Genomic DNA, 19,239 nt, shown 5'->3' on the forward strand with positions numbered 1-19,239 from the left:
GCTGTCCAGCGAGTAGCTGAAAGCGTCACGGGCGGCGCGGGCGAGGAGCACGTCCCGTGTCGGGTGATTCGTCATCGGAGTCCTTCACCCGGGGGACCACGCCGACGGTGTCCCAGGCCCGGGCCAGGGCGAGCTCCACCTCGGACCCTTCTCCGTGGTCGCGGCGGGCCTGGAGCAAGGTCTGTTCGGCGAAGGTGCCGAAGTCGGCGTCCTCGGGCAGCGCGCGGGTGGCGATGACGTTGAACCACAGGGAACCGGCGGTTTCCCAGGCATTGCCGCCCAGGGCCGTGGCGAAGAGGTAGAACGCGTGGTTGGGGATGCCGGAGTTCAGGTGCACCCCGCCGTTGTCCTCGTCGGTGTCCACGTAGCCGGCCATGGTTGCGGGTTGCGGGTCCTTGCCCAGGATCGGGTCGTCGTAGGCGGTGCCAGGTGCCGCCATGGACCGCAGGGCCGCACCCTGCACCTTGTCGGTGAGGAGCCCCTCGCCAATCAGCCAGCTGGCGCTTGCCGCGTCGTCCCCGGCCACGAACTGTTCCACCAGCGCGCCAAAGACATCGGCGATGGATTCGTTCAGCGCCCCGGACTGGCCCCGGTAGGCCAGGCTTGTGGTGTGTTGCAGCAGGCCGTGGCCCATCTCGTGGGCGATCACCGAGAGCGAGGAGGTGAAGGAATTGAAGATCTCCCCATCCCCGTCGCCCATGACCATCTGGGTTCCGTCCCAGAAGGCATTGTCGTAGTGCTGCCCGTAGTGCACGGTGCCGCGCAGTCCCAGTCCGGCGCCATCGAGCGAATTGCGCTTAAGCATCCCGACCAGGAACCCGTGGACCGCGCCCAGCCCGTCGTGGGCACGGTTCGCGTCAAGATCCGCCACGGGGGTTCTGCCCTCGGCGCGTGCGGTGGTTCCGGGGGTGGTCTCGGCGCCCTGAGCGTCGGAGACGGTTCGCTTCAGCCGCCCGGAGGGTTCTATCAGCCGGCCGATGTCGGTGGGTGTGGTGGCCCGCTCATGCAGCAGGGCCTGGTCCAGCAGCAGGGTCTGGCGTGCCCGGGTGGCGATGCGGGTCCGCGCCTCGGGTCCGGGGCCCTCCGGTTCCCCGGGGCCCGGCGGACGGGAAATGAACTTGCGCATGGCCTCCGGCGCTTCCCAGGCGCCGTCGCAGGCAGCCATCGACATCAGTAGGTACGGGGGCACGGCATGGTGCCGGGGGTGGGGGTTTGCGGCCGGAGGGTGTGCTGCCTTGTTCATGGTGCCAACTCTCGCACCGGTTCCTGAGCAGTGAATGTGAGCACGCTGTGCCAGGCAATTGTGGCTAAACTGGGGGCCAGAGACGGCGCCGCGCCGGTGCATGAGGGTGCACGGGCCGCCGGGCACAGGTGAGGAAAAGGAATCATGGGGAATCCAGAGGACGCAGCGCACGATCCCGAGACCGGACCGTCGTTTGACGATCCGAGGGATCCGCGCTGGTCGCACAATCCGCATGCGGCACCGCCGCGAAACCCCTACCTGGACCAACCGCTGGACGCCCCGCCGGTGGGTCTGGGCAACGGCCCGGGCCGGCCTGGCAGTGCGGGTCAGGCAGGCCAACCGGGCCAAAACGGCTACCAGAACCCCGGTTACCCGCAGCAAGGCCATCTCCAAAACGGATTTCCGCAGCCCGGCTACCCGCAGCCCGGCTACCAGCTCCAGCGCCCGACCAGCGCGTTGTCCATCGTGTCGCTGGTGGCCGGAATCATCGGGTTGTTCACCGCGGGGATGTTGTTCTTTCCCCAAGTGGTTGCGATCATCTGCGGACACCTTGCCTTGCGCCGCGAACCGCACATGCGCGGGGTCGCCATTGCCGGGCTCGTCACAGGCTACCTGGGAGCAGCGTTCATTGTGCTGATGATCGTCGTGGTGATTTTCTTGGGAAGCACCCTGGCATCGTCGTACTAGGACGGGATTCGCGGGCACGAAAGCAGCGGCCACACCCGGCATCCGGGTGTGGCCGCTGTCTGCGTTCGTGGCCCCGCACCTGGGAGGCGGGACGAGACGTGGCTAGCGGACCTCGCCCATCAGCTTCTTCAGGGCCGGGGTGGCCAGCAACAGGGCAACGCCCAGGACGATGGCGGTGCCGCCGAGGGCCAGGAAGTAGGTGACCTCATTGCCCTCGGTGTAGAAACCGGCCAGGATGCCGGCCAGCGTGGTGCCCAGTGACACCGAGAGGAAGAACAACGCGATCATCTGCGTGCCGAAGGCGGCCGGGGCCAGCTTGGTGGTCACGGACTGTCCGATGGGGCTCAGCAGCAACTCTGCCAGGGTGCACAGCAGCAGGATCCCGACCAGCGCCAGCAGCGGGGTCTTCTCCAGGGAATTCATCGGGATGAAGACCAGGAATGCCAGGCCGACAAGGACCAGCGCCACGGAGAACTTGACCACGGTGCCCGGCTGGCGGGTGCCCAGCTTGGTCCACAGGGCGGCGAAGATGCCTGCCAGCACGATGATGAAGACCGGGTTGATCGACTGGACCCAGGAGGCGGGCATCTCCCAGCCGAAGAGCGAGCGGTCCAGTCGTTCCTCCGAGTACACGGCGATGAACGTGAATTGCTGCTGGAACAGCGCCCAGAACGCGGCCGAGGCGATGTACAGCGGGATGAAGGCCAGAACGTGCTTGCGCTCAACCGCGGTGACGCGCTTGGAACGCAGCATCAGGGTGAAGTAGATGACCGAGGCCAGGATGACGGCGTAGGCAATGGTGCGTGCCAGTGATTCCGCGGTGATGATCTTCAACGCGAATGCCACCACGACGACGACGATGAAGGCGAGGAAACCGATCAGGTACTTCTTGCGCTCGTTGGCGGGAAGCGGGTTGCCGACCACCTTGACCGACTCGGGCAGGTTCTTGCGGCCGCTGAGGTAGATCGCGACGCCAATGGCCATGCCGACCGCGGCCGCGGCGAAACCGACGTGGAAGCCCCAGCGCTGCTGCAGGAAACCGGTGAGCAGCGGGCCAAGCAGGCCGCCGATGTTCACGCCCATGTAGAAGATGGAGAAGCCGGCGTCGCGGCGGGTGTCTTCCTTGGAATACAGCGAACCAACCAGGGCGGTGGCGTTGGCCTTCAACCCGCCCGAGCCCACGGCAACCAGGACCAGGCCGACGGCCAGGCCGGTCGCGCCGGGCAGGGCGGCCAGGGCAATGTGTCCGCCCATGATCAGGAAGGCGGAGCAGAGCAGGACCTTCTCGGATCCCAGCAGGCGGTCGGCGAGCCAGGCGCCAAGAATGGTGCTCAGGTAGACGGCGCCGCCATAGGCGCCGACCAGCGACAGCGCCAGGTCCTGGGGGATCCCGAGTCCGCCGTCGGTGACGGAGAAGTACATGTAGTACGCCAGGATCGCTTGCATCCCGTAGAAGGAGAAGCGTTCCCACATCTCGATGCTGAACAGATTCGAAAGCGTTTTGGGGTGGCCAAAGAAACCGGTCGAGGACTGATCCTTCAGCGAGGTGGATATAGACATGTCATCAATTTTTCGCCCGTGACGCGCGTCATGCCCACTTTGTAGACCAATCTCACATTTCGGACAATTGCCCCGCCAGTGCCAGGAGCTGGATTTCCGAACCGGCCCGGCCGATCAATTGCACGCCCATCGACAGTCCGCCGGCGGTCGTGAACGTCGGAACCGTGATGGCCGGAAGGCCGGAGACGTTCACCATCGAGGTGAAGGGGGTGTACTGGCATTGGCGCATGTAGTCGGTGTCCGCGTCCTGCGAGGTGTAGAAGCCGATTTCTGGGGGAGCGAACGCCATGGCGGGAGTCAGCACCACGTCGTAGTGCCCCCACTGGGTGCGGAAGTCCGCGGCGATTTCCGTCAGCCGGCGGGCGGCCTTTGCGGAGGTCTTGGGATCGCGGATCGTGGCGCGTTCGCGGAAGGAACGTGCCAGGGTGCCCAGTTTCGCCTCGTTGCCCGCCGGGATGGGGGCGGCTGCCAGGCCGCTGGTCCACACCGTGGAGAACGTCTCGGGGTAGGCGGCGTCGTAGAAGATCTCGGCCTCCTCGATATGGTGGCCCCGTGCGCCGAGCCCCTTGATCCCCCGGTTCAGCGCCGCATGGGCGTCCGCCGCGAGCTTGATCTCATACGCCGAGGCAAAGGGGCTGTCGGTGCTGACTCCGATCCGCAGGCCGCGCAGCGCATCGACGGCACCGTCCCGCAGGGCGTCCAGATAGGTTTCCCGGGTCGGGTCGATCATGGCATCCATGAGCAGGGCGGCATCCAGGGCGGTGCGGGCCAGCGGGCCGGAGACCGTGAGCCGGGGAGCCCCGAAGCCGTCGAGCGTGCCGTCAAGGACGTCGCTGGGGATGGTTCCCAGGCCGGGCTTGAGCCCGATCAGGCCACAGGCCGAAGCGGGGATGCGGACCGAGCCGCCACCGTCGTTGCCCGGACCGAAGGGCAGCATCCCGGACGCCACCGCCGCCGCCTCCCCGCCGCTGGAACCGCCGGCGGACAGTGCCGGGTTCAGCGGGTTGCGGGCAGGGGGTGCCACATCGTTTTCCGAGTGGCAGCTCAACCCGAATTCAGGCACTTGGGTCTTTCCCAGTGAAATGGCACCCGCCCGCGACAGGGTGGCCACCAGCGGCGAATCCTTTGCGGCAACAACGGGTTCGAAGGCAGCGGTCCCGTAGCCGGTGGGCACGCCAGCCACGTCCAGCAGGTCCTTGTAGGCCAGCGGCATGCCGTGGAGCATCCCGAGCCGGTCCCCGGCGGCGTGCCGCTCATCGGCGCGCGTGGCAGTGGCCATCGCCTGCTCGGCGGTGATGGTGATGAACGAGCCCAGGGAGGGGTTGAGTTCCTCGATCCGCGCCAGGAAGTGCCCGGCGGCCTCGCGGGCGCCCAGTTTCCCGCCGCGCATCGCATCGCGAAGTTCCAGCGCGGTCAACCTGGCAATCTCGGACATCAACGACTCCTTGTGCAGTGACGGGGGCGGCGCCTGCCGCCACCCGGCAGGGCCCCGCCGGAACGGACCGGGCCCTGGATCCCCACCCTTGAGCCTAGTACGGGTCGGCGTCCGCGGGCGCGGGCCCCCGGGCGGCGCCTGAAGAACCGGCTTCAATCGTGGCTTCGGGCGCAACATGCGCTTCACCGAATCCATGGGCAAACACGCCCGGCGCTAGGCTTGTGGGCAACAGAACAACTGGTGAGCCAAAGGAGAGCCATGAGTGATTTTGAAACGGTTTCGGTCGACCAGATTCCCGCCGACGCGCTGATCCTCGACGTCCGTGAAGAATACGAATGGGTCGAGGGGCACGCCGCGGGCGCCATCCACATCCCCTTGGCCGACCTGCCGCTCCGTCTCGAGGAACTCGACCCCGACACCGACGCCTACATCATTTGCCGCACCGGTGGACGCTCGGCCCAGGCCGCGGGCTGGCTGGTCTCCCAGGGATACAGCGCCTTCAACATCGCAGGCGGATCCGGAGCTTGGCTCGAAGCCGGGTTGAAGCTCGAGAGCGAAAACGGGCAGGAGCCCAACGTCCGATGATCTACACCTATTTGGGTCCCGCGGGAACCTTCACCGAGGCCGCCCTGTTGCAGGTTCCCGGCGCCCCGGACGCCGAACGCATCCCGGCAGCCAACGTCAACGCGGCACTGGACAAGGTCCGCAGCGGCGAAGCCGACGCGGCCATGGTCCCGATCGAGAACTCGGTCGAGGGCGGGGTGTCCGCCACGCTGGACGCCATAGCCACCGGGGAGGCCCTGCAAATCATGCGCGAGGCCCTGGTGACCATCAGCTTTGTGCTGGCGGTGCGCCAGAACATCGACTCGCTCGAGCAGATCCGCACCGTATCCACCCACGGCCATGCCTGGGCGCAGTGCCGCGGATGGGCCGAAGCGAATATTCCCGGTGCGGAATTCGTTCCCGCCTCCTCAACGGCAGCCGGTGCGCTTGGCCTGTTGGACGAGGAAACCGGCCACGACGCGGCGATCTGCTCGCCGCTGGTGGCCCGGGAACGCGGCCTGAAGATCCTGCGCGAAGGCATCGAGGACTACCAGGGAGCCGTCACCCGATTCGTCCTGGTTGCCCGCCCGGGTCCGATTCCGGCACCCACCGGAGTGGACAAGAGCACCGTCATCCTGCCGCTGGCCGAAGACCGCCCCGGGGCCCTGATGGACATCCTGGAACAGTTCGTGGTGCGCGGGGTCAACCTCAGCCGCATCGAATCGCGGCCCACCGGCGAGGGCATGGGCAAGTACTTCTTCTCCGTGGACGTCGACGGGCACCTGGCGCAGGAACGAGTTGCCGACGCGCTTGCAGGCCTGCATCGTGTCTGCCCGGACCTGCGGTTCCTGGGATCTTATCCGGCGGCCGAGGGGCTTTCCTCTTCCGTGGATGCGCACAACTCCGACGACGCCTTTTCCAAGGCGCATGAATGGGTACACGGGCTCAAGACGCGCCTGGCCACGTAGGTTCGAGCGGCCGGGGCCGGACTAGCCGCCCGCCCCGGCAACCTCGGGCGGTCAGCCCAGCCGGATCTTCAGTGATGCGGGCTTCACGGAAACCTGGAGCCCGTTCACCAGCCCGGTGCCGTCCCCGTCGATCTGGGTGTTCATGGGTTCGTGGCAACGGACGCTCAGTGACGCGCTCGGGTAGAAACCCATCACCGGGATCGCTCCGCGGGCCCGGAACGCGGTCTTGAGGAAGATCCAGCCCCAGCCGGCGGCGCTGCGCGGGCTGAGCACCACCACATCGAGCACGCCGTCGTCGATCTTTGCCTCAGGAACCAGGTCCAGGCCCTGCAGCTTCCCGCAATTGGCGAAGAGCACCGAACGAACGCTACGGGTCTGCTCGGAACCCCCATCCAGGGCGATCGAGATCTTCTTGCGCTTGCCCGGCAGGTGCCGGAACCCGGCCTCCGAATAGGCCAGCCAGCCGACCTTGGCCTTGAGCTCCTCGTTGGTGTCATCCATGACGTCGGCATCCGTGCCCACGCCCGCGATCACCAGGAATGCATGCTCGCTGGTGCTTCCGTCGAGGTGGTTCAGCGTGATTGAGCCGGTGTCGATGGTGCGCACCGGGCCGCGGACGGCCCCGAATGCTGCAGTGCCCATGTCCTCGAGCGGTATATCCATGTTGCGGGCCAGCAGGTTCCCCGTGCCCAGCGGGATCAGCCCGAGGGTGGCATCGGTGTCGCGCAGGATTTCGGCCACGGCGCGGACGGTGCCGTCGCCGCCTGCGGCAATGACCACGTCACAGCCAGCCTCCAGGGCCTTGCGGGCTGCACCCTGTCCCGGGTCATCCACCTCGGTCTCATAGACCAAGGGCTCCACCAGGCCTGCCTCGGCGCACACATGCTGTACTGCCGATATCGCTTCATCCGTTCCCGACTTGGACGGATTCACCACCAATGCCACCTTGAGGGCGGACGTGGCAGTGCCCACGACGGGAGCCAGGGATGCCGGGCGATTGCGGTCAACGAGTCGGCGCACGGAGAGCCAACTAATCGTTGCCGCCGTGCCCGCGGCACCCGCGCTGATCAGGGCAAAGAGTCGATTGCGTTGCATAGTCTTCCCAGACTAACGGGGATTGCTAGGCTTATGGCGTGATCGACGTAAAAGTACTCAGTGAAAATCCAGATACCTTCCGCGCTTCGCAGCGCGCCCGCGGGGCGGATGAGTCCCTGATCGATGCGATTTTGGCCGCCGATTCGGCGCGCCGCGAGTCGATTGCATCCTTTGAGGCGCTGCGTGCCCAACAGAATGCCTTCAGCAAGAAGGTCGGTGCGGCCAAGGGCGAAGAAAAGCAGGCACTGCTCGCCGAGGTCAAGGACCTCTCCAAGAACGTCAAAGAGGCGCAGGCCGCCTCCGACGCCGCTTCGGAGACCTACACGAAGCTGCAGCGCTCCATCCCGAACCTGATCCTGGACGGGGTGCCCTCCGGCGGCGAGGACGACTTCACCGTCGTCAAGCACGTGGGGACCCCGCGCGATTTCGCCGCCGAGGGCTTCGAACCGCGCGACCACCTCGAGCTCGGCGAATTGCTCGGCGCCATCGACATGGAACGCGGCGCCAAGGTTTCGGGCTCGCGCTTCTACTTCCTCAAGGGCGTCGGCGCCCGCCTGGAAATCGCGCTCATGAACATGGCCCTGGACCTGGCCCTGCAAAAAGACTTCATCCCGATGATCACCCCGACCTTGGTCCGCCCCGAGACCATGCAGGGCACCGGTTTCGACGTCGAGCACGACGACGAGATCTACAAGCTCGAACGCGACGACCTGTATCTGGTGGGCACCTCCGAGGTCGCCCTGGCCGGGTACCACGCAGGCGAGATCCTTGACCTGTCGGCCGGTCCGACTCGCTACGCCGGCTGGTCCTCCTGCTACCGCCGCGAGGCCGGTTCCGCGGGCAAGGACACCCGCGGCATCATCCGCGTGCACCAGTTCAACAAGCTCGAGATGTTCGTCTACTGCTCCCCGGAGGAATCCGAGGCCGAACACACCAAGCTCCTGGCCCTGGAAGAAGAAATGCTCGCCAAGGTGGAGCTGCCCTACCGCGTGATCGACACCGCGGCCGGGGACTTGGGCATGAGCGCGGCGCGGAAGTTCGACTGCGAGGCATGGGTCCCGACCCAGGACGCGTACCGCGAGCTGACCTCGACCTCCAACTGCACCACCTTCCAGGCCCGCCGCCTGAACATCCGCGAACGCGAAATCGGCGCCGACGGCAAGCCGGGCAAGACCCGTGCGGTGTCGACGCTCAACGGCACCCTGGCGACCACCCGCTGGATCGTCGCCATCCTGGAGCACCACCAGAACGCCGATGGCTCGGTCAACGTGCCGGTGGCGCTGCGCCCGTACCTCGGTGGCATGGAAGTCCTTCCAGTCCTGTAGGCCAAGGACCAAGGACCAAGGCACGAACCGTTGGGAGGAGGCATAAGCCTCCTCCCAACGGCGGTTAACCACCGGTTTCGGCGCCGGGGAAACCGGCGGTTCCGGAGACATTCACGCATCGTTCACGACACATTGTGCGTTGGCTCATGCCCAGATAGTGGATTTGATGCTTCACTGGATAAATGACAGTTATGACAAGAACCGGCATCGAAGACCGGTCAGAAGCAACCGATACCTACATGATCTGCCTTGATGTCGACGGCACCCTGGTCAACCACGACGGGGCGATGAGCCGGGCGGTCAAGGACTCGGCGCGCGCCATCGTCGCGGCCGGACACGAGGTCGTTATTTCCACCGGACGCTCGCTCGGTGCGACACTGCCGGTCATCCAAATGCTCGGCATTGAAAACGGCTATGCCGTCTGCTGCAACGGAGGCGTCACCGTGCGCATCGACTCCGACCTGGAAGACGGCTACGAAGTCATCGAACGCAAGACCTTTGACCCTGCTCCGGCATTGCGTGCGCTGCTCAAGGCAATGCCCACCGCGAAATACGCGCTGGAGGACGACAAGGGCAAATTCCTTTCCACCGAGCGCTTCGAGGATGCCAGCTTCGGCGTCGTTGCCACCCCGGTGACGCTGGACAAGATGCTTGAAGCCACCGCCGTTCGCCTGGTGGTCTTCTCCACCGACGCCACCGCCGAGGAATTCGGCGAAGCCGTCGGCACCCTGGGACTGTCCGGAGTCACCTATTCGGTGGGCTGGACGGCATGGCTGGACATCGCCGCCGAGGGCGTCACCAAGGCCAGCGGCCTCGAGGCCCTGCGTGCAAGTCGCGGATTCGAAATCGAGCAGACCATTGCCGTGGGCGATGGCCGCAACGACATCGAAATGCTGTCCTGGGCCGGTCGTGGCGTGGCCATGGGCCAGGCCCCCGACGAAGTCAAGGCCGTGGCCGACGAGATCGCCGCCGGCGTTGACGACGACGGACTGGCGATCGTCCTGCAGGACCTCCTGGTGCGCAAGGCCGCCTGAGTACGGTCCGGAACCACCGCAACGTCCGCCACGGCACTGCGCCGCGGCGGACGTTCGGCTCAAGCCGCCCGAAGGTCGCGAGTACGAGGACCAAGGGCATTTGCGTGGAATCTTCGTTCCCTGTCTGCGCCCATGGGTTGGATCGCGAACGCGCGCCATCGATTCACTGGCTATGCTTAAACCCATGAAACGCGCCGGAATCCTTGCCTTGTCCTTGTTCGGCGCCGGGGTGCTGATGACCGGGTGCACTTCCCCGGATGTCATCTGCAATACCGGCAAACCCGACATCGAACAGGCCATGGACCACTTGGTGGATTCGACGCTTGCCGGGGACCAGGTCGAGGTATGCAGGGTGACCACCACGGGCGGGACCGACACCGTGGGAGAGCAATTCGACAGGTTGTCAGCCGAATTCAGCCGGCTGGGCGTTGCCTCCGGGTTTACCGTGGAACCTGTGGCGGATTCGACCATAGGTCAATGGTCCCAACTGACGTTGAGCACTCCTAGCCACCCCGAGGGCGAGCGCTTTGACGTGTTCGAGCGCGGCGGGAAGTACACCATCGGGTGGCTCGAATTCGAGCAGGAACCGCTGCCGTCGCCGGCCCCGAAGAAGTAACGCCGGGGCCGATGCTGCCGATCAGACGCCGAACAACCCGATGATCAGGCCCATCACCATGAATGTCACGAGCTCGTGGAGGCAGTTCAATGCGGTGAGTCCCATGGGTCGGCCTTCAAAGGCATCGTGGGTGATGAACCGCGCCGCCGTGAAGCCGCCCCACAGGATCAGGGCCGTCAATAGCGCGTTGGTGAGGTAAGAACCGCCGTAGAAGTCGAACGACAGGTACGTAGCCCCGGCCAGGACCCAGGCGCTGATGAAGCTGACGATGAGGGTCACCACGATCGGGATGACCGCGGTCTTGGTTCCGCCGGGCGTCACCTTCGCCACCCGCATCCAGTAGTTGCCGAACACCTTCGGCGTGTACCAAATGCTGCCAACCACCATGGTCGAAATCGTGGCAACTACCACGGCGATCCAATTAATTTCCGGAACCATCGTTTGCTCCTCGTGCCATCGTCCGGGGCGGAATCCCTACCCCGGTGTACGGGTCATCAATATCGCCGATACTACGTCCAAAACCATTGGTTGACTAGGGAACCGGAGATTCTTGAAGCGGCCTAGAGGGCGGACGTGGCGTCGGGGGATTCAATCCAGCGCAAGAGCCTGGCGGCTGCCGGGCGTGCCGCCCATTCCTCGACCCATGCGGATCGAACCACTGCCTTGGAGACGGCCTGGGCGCTGATGCCCAGCTCCGCCGCGACATGCTTTTGCTGTCCGCGCACCCCCGGGGTGAGCAGATCGAGCACTGCCCACTCGGCAATGCTGCGGGTGCTGACAATCTGCCCGAGCAGGCGCAGCACCGCTTCGGCTTCCGCGGCGACGGCAGCGTCGGGGCCGATGACACTCAGCGGTATGCGTTCCCCGGTGTGCTCGGACCGCTCCACGGCGGTGTGGGCGTAGCCCAGTGCGGTGCCCTGGAGATATTGCGCCTCGCGCGGCACCGGCTCGTAGAGGCTGCCGACGCCGAGGCCGACCATCCAATGGTGGCTGCGCAATGCCCGGAGCGTCGCATCGACGGCATCTTCGGCGCGCTCGGGGACGCCGATGAGCAGGGACGAACCGGAGCGCTGGAACGGGGTCAACGTGGCGATTCCGGACAGGGAACGCAGCATTTCGTCGCCGAGGTCGCCGTCGGCGCGCCGATCACGTTGTTTGAGGGTTACGAGGTACACCTTCCCAATTATGCAGCGAAACACCGATTCCGTCTGGTTTAACGCCGGTTTGGAATGCAGCCGCCGGGTGACCGGGAGCCTACGAGGCGGGCGCGCGCACTTCCTCGGCGGGGCTCTCCGAGCGCAGCTCGACGATGCAGAAGCGCAGGAAGAGCTGGGTGACCGGTCCGATGGCCACGGCGTACAGGACGGTTCCGAAACCGACGATGCCGCCCAGGAACCAGCCGATGACCAGCACGACGACCTCGACGCCGGTGCGCGCCAGGCGCAGGCTGACGCCGGTTCGCGCATGAAGCCCCGTCATCAGTCCGTCGCGCGGGCCCGGGCCAAGCTGGCTGCCGATGTACAGCCCGCCGCCGAGCCCGTTCACCAGCAGGGCGCCGACGAAGAGGGCCAGCTGGGCGGGGAGGCCGTGGGCCTCGGGAATGAGCGCCAATCCGATGTCGGCCGAAACGCCAAGCCAGAGGACGTTGGCGATGGTGCCCAGACCGGGCATCTGGCGCAGGGGGATCCAGAGCAGCAGGACCAGGAATCCGAAGATGATCACCACTGTGCCCAGGCTGAGGCCGGTGTGCAGGGTGACGCCGTAGTGGAGCACGTCCCACGGGGCCAGGCCGAGCCCCGAACGGACAAAGCCCGCCATGGCCAGGCCAAAGAGCGTCAGGCCCACGAAGAGCTGGATGAGGCGCAGGGGAAGTCGCCCGGCGCGCAATTGCGCGAGTGGTGTCAGTCGGGCCAATTCGGGGGAGCGGAACTTTGTCATGGATCAATCATCCCGGCAAGTGGCCTTCAAAAAAAGTGCCAATTGGTGCACACTGGACTCATGCCAGTCATCCAGCGCCATCTTCCCGCCCGCCGCCTCAGCGGCATGCTGGGCGAGCGGGCGGGGGACCAGCCCGCGTACACCTGGCTTTCGGAGGGAATCCGGCACCTCGTGGCCAACGGCCGGGTGCTGCACGGAACCATGCTGCCCAGCGAGCGGGAACTGGTGGCCGAGCTTGGAATGAGTCGCACCACCGTCACGCGCGCCTATCAGGAGCTTCGCGAACGCGGCTTTGCCGAGGCCAGGCAGGGCTCGGGGACAAGGATCCGGATTCCCGGCGGGGAGATCGGGGGAGGCTCCGAACCGCTGGCCGTGGGCGTCCAGGAAACGCTTCCGCCCGGGGGAATCGACCTCACCTGCGGAGCTCCCACGGCCCCACTGGGCCTGGCCAGCTACTACGAACGCGCCCTTGACCAGCTGCCCGGCTACATTGGCGGGATGGGCTACTACCCGATGGGGCTGCCCGTGCTGCGCGAGGCGATAGCGGAGGACTACACCCGCCGCTCCCTGCCGACCAGTCCCGAACAGATCATCGTCACGGCCGGCGCCCTGTCGGGGGTGGCCACCGCGGCCCGGGCGGTGCTTGCCCGCGGTGCCCGGGTGCTGGCGGAAAGCCCCAGCTACCCCAATTCCGTGACCTCGCTGCGGCAGCACGGTGCCCGCATGACCGCCCTGCCCATCGGACCCGACGGCAGCGACATCCCCGGAATCGAGGCCGCGCTGGCACGCGGCGGCATTGGCGCCATGCTGTGCCTGCCGGATTTCCACAACCCGACCGGTACGTTGCTGGACAACGAGGGACGGGAGCGCTGGGCGCGGGCATTGGCCAGGAACGGCGCGCAGGGGATCATCGACGAGACCAACGCCGACCTGTGGCTCGATGAGCGGCCGCAGGTGTTCCCCATGGCGAAGTTTGCCGAGGGACTCATCACCGTGGGCAGCGCCAGCAAGACCTACTGGGGAGGGCTGCGGCTGGGCTGGATCAGGGCACCACGTGCACTTGTCGGGGCCATCAACCAGGTGCGGGCCACCGTCGACCTCGGAGCACCGGTGCTAGAGCAACTGGTGCTGAGCCTGCTCATCACCGAACGCGCGGGACTGGACGCACCGACGCGGGCCCGGCTGCGGCAGAGTCGCGATCGCCTCCATGGCGCCCTTGCTGAACAACTACCCGGGTGGAAGATCCAAAAACCGGGCGGGGGCATGTCGCTGTGGTGCAATCTCCCGGCACCCCGCTCCATGGCCCTGGTGGCGCAGGCCAGGAAATCCGGCCTGGTGCTGAGCCCCGGTTCCACCTTTGCCGTGGATGACCACGGCCTGGACCACTGGCTGCGCGTGCCCTACGCACTTGACGGCGAACGACTGGACCGCGCCGTGCCGCTGTTGGTTCGGGCCTGGAATGCGGTGGCCTGAAACCGGCACCGATGTCGCAAGCCCGGGCACGCGGCGTTAAACGGCGACGGGGCCCGAGCATCGGATCTCACGACACGTCGGGCCCCGTCCCCGGGATGCGGCAAAGCCGCGAATAACCTAGGCCTGGGCCTTGTAACGCTCGATCGAACGCTCCAGCTCGGCCTCGGCCTCGGCGCGCCCCATCCAGCCCTCGGCCTTGACCCACTTGCCCGGCTCCAGGTCCTTGTAGCGCAGGAAGAAGTGCTCGATTTCCTTGATGAGCCACCCGTCGAGGTCCTCGAACTCCTGGATGTGGTCAAAGCGCTTGTCTGCAGGAACGCAGACGAGCTTGGCGTCTCCGCCGCCGTCGTCGGTCATGTTGAACACGGCGATCGGGCGGGACTCCACCACGACGCCCGGGAACAGGTCAACGCCCGGGATGAAGACAAGTGCGTCCAACGGGTCGCCGTCTTCGCCCAGGGTGTCATCGAAGAAGCCGTAGTGCGTCGGGTACTGCATGGAAGTGAACAGCACGCGGTCCAGACGCAGGCGGTGGGTCTCGTGGTCGATCTCGTACTTCACGCGTGATCCGGCAGGGATCTCGATGGTGACGTCGTGGCTCATGAAAAGTCTCCTCGACTCTCGCGACCAGCGGCACTCACGGATGCGGGCGCGTCCGATTGCCGTCTAGTCTTAGGTAGCTGCGCTTAAGGGTATATGGCGCACGCTGACTACGACGATTTCGGGGATGTTGAATGAAGCATGCGAGCCAAATCCAGCGCCTGGGCGTCACGGCGGTGGTCACGGGCTTGCTGTTGGGCCTGCTGGCGTTCTTCCTCATTCCGGTGATGGCTTCGGGATCCGCAGCCAAGGAAGCCGTCGAGGCGCCGGTTCCCCGGGTGCTCGCCGCTGCCGCTGCCACGGCGCTGCCGCCGCTTGATCCCGCGGCGCCGGCACCGGTTGCCGCCATGCTGGCCGCGAAGCTGGATCCGATCCTTTCCTCCTCCCCGGCCGATGCCTCGGTCAGCGCCAGCGTCATCGACGTGGCAAGCGGCGAGGAACTGTATTCGCATGCCGGCGACCAGCCGGGCATCCCGGCCTCGAGCCTGAAGGTGTTCACCGCCATCGCCGCCACACAGGTAATCGGCGAGGAGCATCGCTTCACCACCAAGGCCGTGCTCAGGGATCCGAACACCGTCGTGCTGGTGGGCGGGGGAGATGTGCTGCTGGGTGCCGGCACGGGTTCGGAGGCCGCCAGCGGCCGGGCCGGGCTCGAGACGCTTGCGCGTCTTGCCGCGACGGCGCTGCTGGATGCGCACGCCGCCGGGGAAACAGGGGATGCGGTGTCAGTCCAGCTGGACGACTCGCTCTTTGCCGGCCCGGCGCTGAACCCCGACTGGGACGCGTCGCTGGTCACCACCAACAACATCTCGCCCCTTTCACCCATCGCCATGTACGGGGCGCGCGCCAACGCCAATCCCAAGGCCGAGCGGGTGGGGGACCCGGGCATGTTTGCGGCCACGACCTTTGCCAAGGCGCTGCGCGCCGCCGTGGGCTCATCGGCCGGCGGCCCGCAGGTCGCCACCGAGGTCACGCGCGCCGCCGCCGGTGCGCAGGGCACCGAACTGGCTGCCGTCACCTCCGCCACGCTGGGCGAACAGATCCGGTTCATGCTGGAGGTCTCGGACAACTACGTGGCGGAGGCGCTCGGCCGCCTCGTCGCGGTGAAGCTGGGGCAGCCGGGGGACTACGCCCACGGCGCCGCGGCGGTGGCGCAGGTGCTTGCCGACCTCGGCATCGACACCACGGGGATGGAACTGAAGGACACCTCCGGACTGGCCGACACCAACCGCGTCGCCCCCCTGGCCCTGGCCCGGGCGCTGGGATACGCAGCCACCTCGGAGCATGCGTCGCTGCGCAACCTCGGCTACGCCCTCCCGGTCGCCGGGGCCACCGGGACCCTGTCCACCCGGCTGGGCGCCGCGGACACGCGCGGGATGGTGCGCGCCAAAACCGGATCGCTCATGGAAGTCTCCAGCCTCAGCGGGCTCACCGTGACCCGGGACGGCCGGGCGCTTGCCTTCTCGTTCTTCGTGAACACCAATGACCGGGCCGTCGGACCGCATCGACAGATCCTCGATGCCTCCGCCGCCGTGCTCACCGGCTGTGGATGCCGCTAGCCCCCCCGGTGGTCCCTTTGCCGGGCGCAGGAATTTTTTGCCCAGCGCGCAATCCCGCCGCGCGGGTGAAAAGCGTGATGGGATGGAAGGCATGGACACCACCGACTTCCGGCTGATCAATTGGGACCTCGCCGCCACCACCGCGGCCAAGCTGGTCGGCGCCGGCCCGAGCCTGGCCCCCTCCGAGATCACTTCGGTGGTCGCGGACCTGCGCGCCAAGGCCGAGGCATCGGTCGAACACGTGCACCGCATCACCGGGCTGGCGGCGGCCGCGGACCTGCGCGATTCGCAGGTGCTCATCGTCGACCGGCCCGGCTGGGCCAAGGCGAACACGCAAAGCTTCGAGGCGCTGCTGGGCCCCGCCATGGAGAACCTGGCCAAGACCCGCGGCGAGAAGATCAGTGAAGCCACCCAGGTTCTTTCCTCCACGGCCACCGGGATGGAGATGGGCGCCATCCTCGCGTTCATGTCCTCCAAGGTGCTGGGCCAGTACGACCCCTTCGCGGGCCTGCTGCGCGCCGACCTTCCGGCCGGCGGCCGGCTGATGCTGGTGGCACCGAACATCGTGGCCATCGAGCGGGAACTGAAGGTCGACACCGACGACTTCCGGCTCTGGGTCACCCTGCACGAGCAAACCCACCGGGTGCAATTCGCCGCCGCCCCGTGGCTGCGCGAACACCTGCAGTCCAAGATCGCCGAGCTACTGGCCTCGCTGCTGGCCGAGCCCGAGGCGCTGGGCGAGCGTCTGCGCGCCGCCGCGTCAGAGGTCATCCGCGGCAAGAAGGACCTGGAGGCGGCAGACACCGACCTCGGGGAAACCGGTACCACCCCGGAAACCGGGTTGCTTGCCTCGCTGCGCACCGGCGAGCAAAAGAAGATCCTCTCCCACATCACCGCGGTGATGTCGTTGCTGGAGGGGCACGCCAATGTGGTGATGGACGCCGTGGACTCCTCGATCGTGCCCTCGGTGCGCACCATCCGCCAGCGCTTCGGCGCCCGCGGCAAGGACCGCGGCATGGTGGAGAAGTGGCTGCGCAAGCTGCTGGGGCTGGATGCGAAGATGCGCCAATACGCCGACGGGCAGCGCTTTGTGGGCCGGGCAGTGAAGCTCATGGGCATGGAGGGCTTCAACCGGGTCTGGGAGGGGCCGGAAAACCTGCCATCCGAGCACGAGCTGCACCACCCTGATCAATGGGTGGCGCGCATGGGCGGGAACACGGCCGGGGACACAACCCCGGCGAACAACTAGGCACACACCCCCACAGGGGAGAGGGACAACGATGGGCGGGAAGCTGCCGCGCGTGCTGGCCGAGGCCCGCAACGCGATCCGTGCCATGGTGCTGCCCGGCGGCAAGGTGCTGGTCGCCTGCAGCGGCGGGGCGGATTCCTTGGCGCTTGCAGCGGCCGCGGCATTCCTGCACCGCAAGAACGAGATCGACGCCGGGGCAGTCATCGTCGACCACCTGATGCAACCGGGGAGCACCGAGGTGGCCCGCCGGGCGGCAGCCCAATGCCGCGCCCTGGGCCTCGGCGAGGTGCTGGTTATCCAGGTGGACGTGGATGGCGGCAGCGAACAGGCCGCCCGCACCGCGCGCTACGCCGCATTCGGGCAGGCGCTGAAGCAAACCGGCGCCGACCACGTGCTGCTCGGACACACCCTGGACGACCAGGCCGAACAGGTGCTGCTGGGGCTGGCCCGCGGCTCCGGAACGCTCTCGCTGGCAGGGATGCCGGCCGTCCGCGGGCCCTACCTGCGCCCGCTGCTGGGCCTGGACCGGGCTCAGATCGAACAGATCTGCCGCCACGAGGGGCTTGAGTACTGGAGCGACCCGACCAACACCGATCCGCGCTACCTGCGCAACCGGGTGCGCCACGAACTGATGCCGGTGCTGCGGAGCGTGCTGGGGGACCAGGTGCCTGCCGCCCTGGCGCGGACCGCCGCGCTGGCCCGCGCGGACGCCGAATACCTCGACGAATTGGCCGCAAGGGCGCTTGAGGAGGCAATCCGCGCCGCGGTCCCGGCTGCCGACGGCGAGGCCATCCCCGGGGCCGCCTCCACGGGGTGCATCATCGACCTGGGCCGCCTGCGCGCCATGCCCGAACCGCTGCGCTCCCGCGCGTTGCGCCTGGCCGTGGTGCGCTTGGGTGCCCCGGCACCTGACTTCGAACGCATGGGGCCCCTCGGCGCCCTGGTGCTCGGGTCGAAGTCCGCCGGCCCGATCCAGCTCGAGGGCCCGGTGTATGCCACCCGGATCGCCGGGACCAGGCTGCCGGCCGGTGCCGAACCCTTCCTGCGGCTGGACGCCACCGCACTGCGGGACGGCGGAGGGTGAGAATTGCCTCACATCCCCGGGGCTGCTTGCCGCCAAGTCGCGGCAACAAGCCGGTGCCGTGCTCCCCACCGCAAGCAAGACTGTGGCACTCTAGTTCGTGGGTAGAAAACCCCTCGACCGGTATATCGCCGACCCCAGAACCAGGAGCCCTCGTGGATTCGAAAGATGTCAGCGCCGATTTGGCGCATGTCCTCTACACCAAGGAAGAAATCCAGGCCAAGATCAATGAGCTTGCCGCCCGGATCGACGCCGACTACGTAGGCCGGGACATCCTGGTTGTCGGCGTTCTCAAGGGCGCCGTGATGGTCATGGCCGACCTGGTGCGCGCACTGCACTCGCACGTGACCATGGACTGGATGGCTGTCTCTTCCTACGGCTCGGGCACCCAGTCCTCCGGCGTCGTGCGGATCCTCAAGGACCTCGACACCGACCTGTTGGGCAAGGACGTGTTGATTGTCGAGGACATCATCGACTCCGGCCTGACCCTGTCCTGGCTGCTGGCGAACCTGCACTCCCGCGGCCCGGCCTCGGTGGAAATCTGCACCCTGCTGCGCAAGCCTGAGGCCGCGAAGGTGGAGATCGACGTGAAGTACGTCGGCATGGAAATCCCCAACGAATTCGTTGTCGGCTACGGCCTGGACTTCGACGAGAAGTACCGCAACCTGGACTTCATCGGCACCCTGGCGCCGCACGTCTACCAGTAGCGCGAGGCTCTCGCCCGCGCCCGCATCCTTTGCGGCGTTCCATGGCCGTTTCCGGTTCCCCGGGGGCGGCCATTGGTGTTCTTACGCCCAAAGGGGAACTTACCGCCAAGCCCATCCGTGGGTACA

19 protein-coding genes are annotated in these 19,239 nt (G+C 66.9%); 11 read left to right on the forward strand and 8 right to left on the reverse strand.

The annotated features are described in order from the left end of the window. Positions 1-25: 25 nt before the first annotated feature. On the reverse strand, positions 26-1,243 hold the full coding sequence (locus ACLQ7E_RS20940) for a M4 family metallopeptidase (protein ID WP_411734514.1): 1,218 nt from the start codon (positions 1,241-1,243) through the stop codon (positions 26-28). A 144-nt stretch (positions 1,244-1,387) separates the two neighbouring features. On the opposite strand from ACLQ7E_RS20940, the gene ACLQ7E_RS20945 reads away from it, so the two are divergent. Beyond that, the gene (locus ACLQ7E_RS20945) at positions 1,388-1,930 is read left to right on the forward strand and encodes a DUF4190 domain-containing protein (RefSeq protein WP_411734515.1); all 543 of its coding nucleotides are present in this window, start codon (positions 1,388-1,390) and stop codon (positions 1,928-1,930) included. 102 nt (positions 1,931-2,032) lie between these two features. On the opposite strand, the gene ACLQ7E_RS20950 is transcribed toward ACLQ7E_RS20945, so the two are convergent. Beyond that, a complete protein-coding gene (locus tag ACLQ7E_RS20950) occupies positions 2,033-3,490 on the reverse strand; it encodes a peptide MFS transporter (protein ID WP_411734516.1) in 1,458 nt (485 codons plus the stop codon). 52 nt (positions 3,491-3,542) lie between these two features. Beyond that, on the reverse strand, positions 3,543-4,925 hold the full coding sequence (locus ACLQ7E_RS20955; RefSeq protein ID WP_411734517.1) for an amidase: 1,383 nt from the start codon (positions 4,923-4,925) through the stop codon (positions 3,543-3,545). A gap of 258 nt (positions 4,926-5,183) precedes the next feature. Between ACLQ7E_RS20955 and ACLQ7E_RS20960 the strand changes: the two genes are divergently transcribed. Both ACLQ7E_RS20960 and pheA read left to right on the forward strand, forming a co-directional pair. Then, positions 5,184-5,510 (forward strand): rhodanese-like domain-containing protein, encoded by a 327-nt coding sequence (locus ACLQ7E_RS20960; protein WP_411734518.1) that lies wholly within the window; start codon positions 5,184-5,186, stop codon positions 5,508-5,510. Beyond that, complete coding sequence (gene pheA / locus ACLQ7E_RS20965; protein ID WP_411734519.1) at positions 5,507-6,436, forward strand: prephenate dehydratase; 930 nt, start codon at positions 5,507-5,509, stop codon at positions 6,434-6,436. Before ACLQ7E_RS20960 ends, pheA begins: the two co-directional genes overlap by 4 nt. 51 nt (positions 6,437-6,487) lie before the next feature. Here the strand turns inward: pheA and ACLQ7E_RS20970 are convergent, their stop codons facing one another. Then, on the reverse strand, positions 6,488-7,531 hold the full coding sequence (locus ACLQ7E_RS20970) for a diacylglycerol/lipid kinase family protein (protein WP_411734520.1): 1,044 nt from the start codon (positions 7,529-7,531) through the stop codon (positions 6,488-6,490). Between the two features lie 38 nt (positions 7,532-7,569). Between ACLQ7E_RS20970 and serS the strand changes: the two genes are divergently transcribed. The 3 genes from serS to ACLQ7E_RS20985 all read left to right on the forward strand — a co-directional run bounded on the left by serS (position 7,570) and on the right by ACLQ7E_RS20985 (position 10,506). Further along, positions 7,570-8,856, forward strand: coding sequence for a serine--tRNA ligase (gene serS, locus ACLQ7E_RS20975; protein ID WP_411734521.1), 1,287 nt, complete (start codon positions 7,570-7,572; stop codon positions 8,854-8,856). 182 nt (positions 8,857-9,038) lie between these two features. Continuing rightward, positions 9,039-9,890: an HAD family hydrolase gene (locus tag ACLQ7E_RS20980; RefSeq protein WP_411734522.1), complete on the forward strand. Its 852-nt coding sequence runs from the start codon at positions 9,039-9,041 to the stop codon at positions 9,888-9,890. Between the two features lie 184 nt (positions 9,891-10,074). Beyond that, entirely contained in the window at positions 10,075-10,506 is a 432-nt protein-coding gene (locus ACLQ7E_RS20985) for a hypothetical protein (RefSeq protein ID WP_411734523.1), read from the forward strand. Positions 10,507-10,527: 21 nt separating this feature from the next. On the opposite strand, the gene ACLQ7E_RS20990 is transcribed toward ACLQ7E_RS20985, so the two are convergent. The 3 genes from ACLQ7E_RS20990 to ACLQ7E_RS21000 form a co-directional block, all read right to left on the reverse strand. After that, the gene (locus ACLQ7E_RS20990; RefSeq protein WP_411734524.1) at positions 10,528-10,944 is read right to left on the reverse strand and encodes a DUF1761 domain-containing protein; all 417 of its coding nucleotides are present in this window, start codon (positions 10,942-10,944) and stop codon (positions 10,528-10,530) included. Positions 10,945-11,066: 122 nt separating this feature from the next. Beyond that, positions 11,067-11,681: a hypothetical protein gene (locus ACLQ7E_RS20995; RefSeq protein WP_411734525.1), complete on the reverse strand. Its 615-nt coding sequence runs from the start codon at positions 11,679-11,681 to the stop codon at positions 11,067-11,069. Between the two features lie 79 nt (positions 11,682-11,760). Further along, positions 11,761-12,444, reverse strand: a complete 684-nt coding sequence (locus ACLQ7E_RS21000; RefSeq protein ID WP_411734526.1) for a YczE/YyaS/YitT family protein — start codon at positions 12,442-12,444, stop codon at positions 11,761-11,763. Positions 12,445-12,504: 60 nt separating this feature from the next. Between ACLQ7E_RS21000 and ACLQ7E_RS21005 the strand changes: the two genes are divergently transcribed. Further along, positions 12,505-13,917 (forward strand): PLP-dependent aminotransferase family protein, encoded by a 1,413-nt coding sequence (locus ACLQ7E_RS21005; RefSeq protein ID WP_411734527.1) that lies wholly within the window; start codon positions 12,505-12,507, stop codon positions 13,915-13,917. A gap of 117 nt (positions 13,918-14,034) precedes the next feature. Here the strand turns inward: ACLQ7E_RS21005 and ACLQ7E_RS21010 are convergent, their stop codons facing one another. Then, positions 14,035-14,520 (reverse strand): inorganic diphosphatase, encoded by a 486-nt coding sequence (locus ACLQ7E_RS21010; protein ID WP_217390818.1) that lies wholly within the window; start codon positions 14,518-14,520, stop codon positions 14,035-14,037. Between the two features lie 131 nt (positions 14,521-14,651). Here ACLQ7E_RS21010 and dacB point away from each other — a divergent pair, with 131 nt between their 5' ends. From dacB to hpt, 4 genes are all read left to right on the forward strand, one after another. Next, entirely contained in the window at positions 14,652-16,076 is a 1,425-nt protein-coding gene (gene dacB / locus ACLQ7E_RS21015; RefSeq protein ID WP_411734528.1) for a D-alanyl-D-alanine carboxypeptidase/D-alanyl-D-alanine-endopeptidase, read from the forward strand. 91 nt (positions 16,077-16,167) lie between these two features. Continuing rightward, complete coding sequence (locus ACLQ7E_RS21020; protein ID WP_411734529.1) at positions 16,168-17,325, forward strand: zinc-dependent metalloprotease; 1,158 nt, start codon at positions 16,168-16,170, stop codon at positions 17,323-17,325. A 31-nt stretch (positions 17,326-17,356) separates the two neighbouring features. Then, positions 17,357-18,409: a tRNA lysidine(34) synthetase TilS gene (gene tilS, locus ACLQ7E_RS21025; RefSeq protein ID WP_411734530.1), complete on the forward strand. Its 1,053-nt coding sequence runs from the start codon at positions 17,357-17,359 to the stop codon at positions 18,407-18,409. 152 nt (positions 18,410-18,561) lie between these two features. Then, positions 18,562-19,113 (forward strand): hypoxanthine phosphoribosyltransferase, encoded by a 552-nt coding sequence (gene hpt / locus ACLQ7E_RS21030; protein WP_217390814.1) that lies wholly within the window; start codon positions 18,562-18,564, stop codon positions 19,111-19,113. Positions 19,114-19,239 lie beyond the last annotated feature (126 nt).

Origin of the sequence: Paeniglutamicibacter sp. (assembly GCF_046714615.1) — a bacterium.
Taxonomy (GTDB): domain Bacteria; phylum Actinomycetota; class Actinomycetes; order Actinomycetales; family Micrococcaceae; genus Paeniglutamicibacter.